This is a genomic window from Curtobacterium sp. B18, assembly GCF_000333375.1.
Taxonomy (GTDB): Bacteria; Actinomycetota; Actinomycetes; order Actinomycetales; family Microbacteriaceae; genus Curtobacterium.
Genome location: NZ_BACZ01000211.1, coordinates 1 through 4,601 on the forward strand (window position 1 = coordinate 1; position 4,601 = coordinate 4,601).

General features: G+C 73.9%; 4 protein-coding genes and 1 pseudogene. 2 read left to right on the forward strand and 3 right to left on the reverse strand.

From position 1 onward, the window contains the following. The coding region (locus tag I5E_RS05550; protein ID WP_031261649.1) for an ATP-binding cassette domain-containing protein at positions 1 to 202 on the reverse strand (202 nt) is incomplete at its 3' end. Between the two features lie 136 nt (positions 203 to 338). On the opposite strand from I5E_RS05550, the gene I5E_RS05555 reads away from it, so the two are divergent. Beyond that, positions 339 to 1,532 (forward strand): PP2C family protein-serine/threonine phosphatase, encoded by a 1,194-nt coding sequence (locus I5E_RS05555; RefSeq protein ID WP_022906118.1) that lies wholly within the window; start codon positions 339 to 341, stop codon positions 1,530 to 1,532. A 428-nt stretch (positions 1,533 to 1,960) separates the two neighbouring features. Here the strand turns inward: I5E_RS05555 and I5E_RS05560 are convergent, their stop codons facing one another. After that, the gene (locus I5E_RS05560) at positions 1,961 to 2,830 is read right to left on the reverse strand and encodes a phosphoribosylaminoimidazolesuccinocarboxamide synthase (protein WP_022906119.1); all 870 of its coding nucleotides are present in this window, start codon (positions 2,828 to 2,830) and stop codon (positions 1,961 to 1,963) included. Next, positions 2,827 to 4,094: pseudogene (gene purD, locus I5E_RS21255) on the reverse strand (phosphoribosylamine--glycine ligase). The gene I5E_RS05560 and the pseudogene purD overlap by 4 nt, the downstream one beginning before the upstream one ends. 57 nt (positions 4,095 to 4,151) lie before the next feature. On the opposite strand from purD, the gene I5E_RS05570 reads away from it, so the two are divergent. Further along, complete coding sequence (locus tag I5E_RS05570; RefSeq protein ID WP_031261651.1) at positions 4,152 to 4,514, forward strand: sterol carrier family protein; 363 nt, start codon at positions 4,152 to 4,154, stop codon at positions 4,512 to 4,514. The last annotated feature ends 87 nt before the right edge of the window (positions 4,515 to 4,601 follow it).

Below are 4,601 nucleotides of genomic sequence, written 5' to 3' on the forward strand. Positions count from 1 at the left end.
CGCCGAAGAGCAGGGCCTCGCCGGTCGTCGGCGTCGACAGCCCGAGCGCGAGGTCGACCGTCGTGGTCTTGCCGGCGCCGTTCGGGCCGAGGAGGGCGACGACCTCGCCCGGACGGATCGTCAGGTCGACGCCGTCGACCGCGACCACGGCGCCGAAGCGCTTGCGGAGGTCGCGGAGCTGGATGACCGGTGTGTCGTTCATGGCTCCGAGCCTGCCGGGGAGTGGTCCCCGCTCCCTCTGCGGTGCGTCACGGATCCGGCGTGACATCTGTCACGGGCGACACACGTCCTCCGTTCTGGGGACGGTCACTGTCCGTTGTGCGCGTTAGCGTGGGTGCATGCACCACGAGCCCGCCGTCTCCGACCACCCCGCGACGGACGCCGTCCGGCGGGCGGCGCTGCTCGCAGCCCTGGACGTCGTCGAGGGCGGGCCCGAGGAGCGCTTCGAGCGGATCACACGGATCGCGCGCGAGGCCTTCGGTGTCTCCGGCTCGTTCCTCAACCTCGCACGCGAGTCCGACGTCTTCATCAAATCGCAGCAGAGCGACACCGCCTTCGGCCCGACGATCCCGCTGCAGGACACCTTCTGCGGTCGGACCCTCGCGGTCGACGGACCCGTCGTCGTGCCGGACGCCCGCGCCGACGTCCGCTACTCCGACATGCCGATGGTGGTCGACGACCCGAACGTGCGGTTCTACGCCGGGGTGCCGCTCCGTGCCGGCGACGCCGACGTCAAGGTCGGGACGCTCTGCCTCATCGACCCGACGCCGCGCACGCTCGACGACGACGAGCTGGCGCTGCTCGAGGAGCTCGGCGTGTGGGCGGAGCGCGAGCTCGCCGCCGGCGCCGATGAGGACCGGCTCCGTTCCGTGCTCGCCGGCCTCGAGCCCGGTGGCGTCACGCTGCCCGGGTACCGCGTCGGGGGCATGTCGCTGCCGCACGGCGTCGTGTCCGGCGACTTCCACGACTGGCACCTCGACGGCGCGAGCCTCTCGCTGACCGTGGCGGACGTCATGGGCAAGGGGATGTCCGCGGGACTCCTCGCCGCCACCATCCGCGGTGCCCTGCTCGCCCGGAGCACCGAGGCCCCGGACCGGGCCGTGGCCGCACTCGAGGCGCAGGTCGGGCCGGACCTCAGCCGTGCCGAGTCGTTCGCGACGATGTTCCACGGACGACTGACGCCCGCCACCGGGCGGATGGAGTTCACCGACGCGGGCCACGGCCTCGTGCTGCAGCTGCACGCGGACGGCACCGAGAGCGTCCTGCGCTCGTTCGACCTGCCGATCGGCCTGCACCCCGTCGGGGCCGAGCGGGTCACGGGCACGCTCGAACTCGAGCGCGGGGACGTGCTCATCGTCGTCAGCGACGGGGCCCTCGAGCTGTGGGACTCGACGCTCGCGTCCCTCGGTGCGCTCGGGGCGATGTGGCGGGACGCTCCGGAGCTCGACGTGTTCCTCGGGCGCATCCGGGCGCGTGCGGTGACGCACGACCCGGGCGACGACCTGACGGTCGTCGTCGTCGCGCGCGACTGACGCGCGGGCGCGCGCGCGGGGCGCCGGCGCGGGGCGCCGGCGGGTGCCGAGAGGGCACGATCTGTCGCGCTCGGCGTCGGCGGGCGGCACATCGTGCTCCCTCGGCGGACGTGAGCGGCGTGTTGTGCCCGCTCGCGCCGGCTTCCGGCGTGCGGCGGTCTGGAGGCGCGGCTCGGCCCAGCCTCGCGCCTCGCGTCCGGCGGTCGCGCGGCCGGCCGGGCGCGTGGCGCGGCGGGTGTGCCGAGAGTGCACGATCTGTCGCGCTCGGCGTCGGCGGGCGGCACATCGTGCTCCCTCGGCGGACGTGAGCGGCGTGTTGTGCCCGCTCGCGCCGGCTTCCGGCGCGCGGGCGGTCTGGAGGCGCGGCTCGGCCTGGCCTCGCGCCTCACGTCCGGCGGTCGCGCGGCCGAACGCGTAGGCGCCGGCCCCTACGCGCCCAGGCGCTCGATGAGCTCGCGGTAGCGCTCGGCCGTCCGCGACACGATCGCCTCGGGCAGCACCGGAGGCGTCCCCTGCCGATCCCAGTTCGCGCTGAGCCAGTCGCGCACGATCTGCTTGTCGAACGACTCCGTCCGGTTCCCCGACCGGGCGTCCCAGTAGCGGCTGGAGTCGCTCGTCAGGACCTCGTCGGCGATCCGGACCAGCCCCGACGCATCCTGCCCGAACTCGAACTTCGTGTCCGCGATCACCACCCCGCGGTCGAGCGCGATCGCCGCCGCCTCGGAGTAGACGCGGAGCGAGAGGTCCCGCAGCTTCGACGCGACCTCGGGTCCGACGAGCTCGACCGTCTGCTCGAACGAGATGTTCTCGTCGTGCTCGCCCTGCGGTGCCTTGTACGCCGGCGTGTAGATCGGCTCGGGCAGCCGGTCCCCGTTCGACAGCCCGTCGGGGAGCGGGACGCCGCACACGCTGCCGGACTGCTGGTACTCGGCCCACCCGCTGCCGACGAGGTACCCGCGGACCACGCACTCGACCGGGAACATCGTCAGCGGCATCACGTGCATGGACCGCGCGGCGACCGACGCCGGCACCGGGGTCCCGCCGGCGGACGGGGCGATGAGGTGGTTCGGGACGTCGGCCAGCCGGGTGAACCAGAAGCGGGACAGCCGGGTGAGCAGCTCGCCCTTGCCCGGGATCGGCGGCTCGAGGGCGAAGTCGTACGCGCTCACACGGTCGGACGCGACGAGGAGCAGCTCGGTGGCGCTCGCGACGTCGGCGGTGCCGGTGGGGACGTAGAGCTCGCGGACCTTGCCGGAGGAGACGTGCTGCCAGCCGTCGAGGACGGGCGCCGCGCTCATCGGGCGACCTTCGCGGCGATGTCGGTGCGGAACTGCGCGCCCTCGAGCGCGATGTCGCCGACGCCGGCGTACGCGCGGTCGCGGGCTTCGGCGAAGGTGGCCCCGGTGGCGACGACGCTCAGCACGCGCCCGCCCGTCGCGACGAGCTCGGTGTCGAGCACCCCGGTGGCGGCGTGTGCGACGGAGACGCCCTCGCGCGCGTTCGCCTGGTCGATGCCGGTGATCGGACGACCGGTCTTCGGGTTCTCGGGGTAGCCCTCGCTCGCGAGGACCACGGTGACGGCGACGTCGTCGCGGAACACGGGGTCCGGCGTGGAGCCGAGCTGCCCGGTGGCGGCGGCGAGCATGAGCTCGCTGAGCGGGGTCGCCAGGCGGGGGAGGACGACCTGCGTCTCGGGGTCGCCGAAGCGGGCGTTGAACTCGATCACCCGGACGCCCTGCTCGGTGACGATGAGACCGCAGTAGAGCAGGCCGACGAACGGCGTGCCCTCGTGCTCGAGTCGGCGGACGGTGGGGAGCGCGACGAGGTCGGTGACCTCGTCCACGAAGGCCCGCTCGGACTCCCAGCGGTCGGCGAGCCAGGGGAGCGGCGAGTATGCGCCCATGCCGCCGGTGTTCGGTCCGACGTCACCGTCGCCGAGGCGCTTGTAGTCCTGCGCGGGGCTGAGCGGCCGGACGTCGTGCCCGTCGCTCAGGAAGAAGAGCGAGACCTCTTCGCCGTCGAGGAACTCCTCGACCACGACGTGCCCGTGCTGGAGCCAGTAGGTGGCGTGGTCGATCGCCGCCTGGCGGTCGTCGGTCACGAGGACGCCCTTGCCGGCCGCGAGTCCGTCGGCCTTCACCACGTGCGGGGCGCCGAGCTCGTCGATCGCGGCGACGGCCTCGTCGACGGTTCCGGCGTACACGGGTCGACCGGTGGGGACGCCCGCCTCGGACATGATCCGCTTCGCGAACGCCTGGAGCCCTCGAGCTGCGCGGCGGCCTTGCTCGGCCCGAACACCGGGATGCCCCGCGTGCGGACCGGGTCGGCGACGCCGGCGATGAGCGGCGCCTCGGGCCCGACGACGACGAGCTCGACGCCGTTCTCGAGCGCGTACTCGGCGACGAGGGCACCGTTGGTCGGGTCGATGGAGACGGTCTCGACGTCGGCCGCGATGCCGGCGTTGCCCGGCGCTGCGGTGATGACGTGACCGGCCTGCTCCGCGAGGAGGGCCGTGATGATCGCGTGCTCGCGGGCACCGGAACCGAGGACGAGGATTCGCACCCGATCACCCTACCGATCCCGACTCGCCCGTTGCGATGCGGCGGCTAGCCTGTGGACATGCCACCCAGGAGGATCGAGGACGCAGCGGGACGGGCCGCGCTCACCGCCGTGCAGCAGGGGGCCACCGACCGGCCGACCCTCGCGACCGCCGTGCGGTGGTCGCTGCAGCGCCTCGCCGAGGACGTCCCGGGGAACAGCGTCGAGGTGCGCGTCCCGCCGTTCGCGGCCGTCCAGGCGGTCCCCGGACCCCGGCACACGCGTGGCACGCCGCCGAACGTGGTCGAGACGGACGCGACGACCTGGCTCGCGCTCGCCACCGGCGAGCTGCGCTGGGACGAGGCCGTCGCGCAGTCGCGCGTCAGCGCGTCCGGTTCCCGCGCGGACCTCACGGACTTCCTGCCGGTGCGCCTGGCCGTCTGAGACGGCCGGCCGAGCGACGGCACGGAGACGAGGCGGTCGCGGGATCGCGGACGGATCCGGGACGGGCGCGTGTGTCGGACGGGAGGG

What these genes read in the sequence shown, in the direction of transcription:
- I5E_RS05555 (WP_022906118.1), top strand. Translation starts at nt 339, where the DNA reads ATGCACCACGAGCCCGCCGTCTCCGACCACCCCGCGACGGACGCCGTC.
- I5E_RS05560 (WP_022906119.1), bottom strand. Translation starts at nt 2,830, where the DNA reads ATGAGCGCGGCGCCCGTCCTCGACGGCTGGCAGCACGTCTCCTCCGGC.
- I5E_RS05570 (WP_031261651.1), top strand. Translation starts at nt 4,152, where the DNA reads ATGCCACCCAGGAGGATCGAGGACGCAGCGGGACGGGCCGCGCTCACC.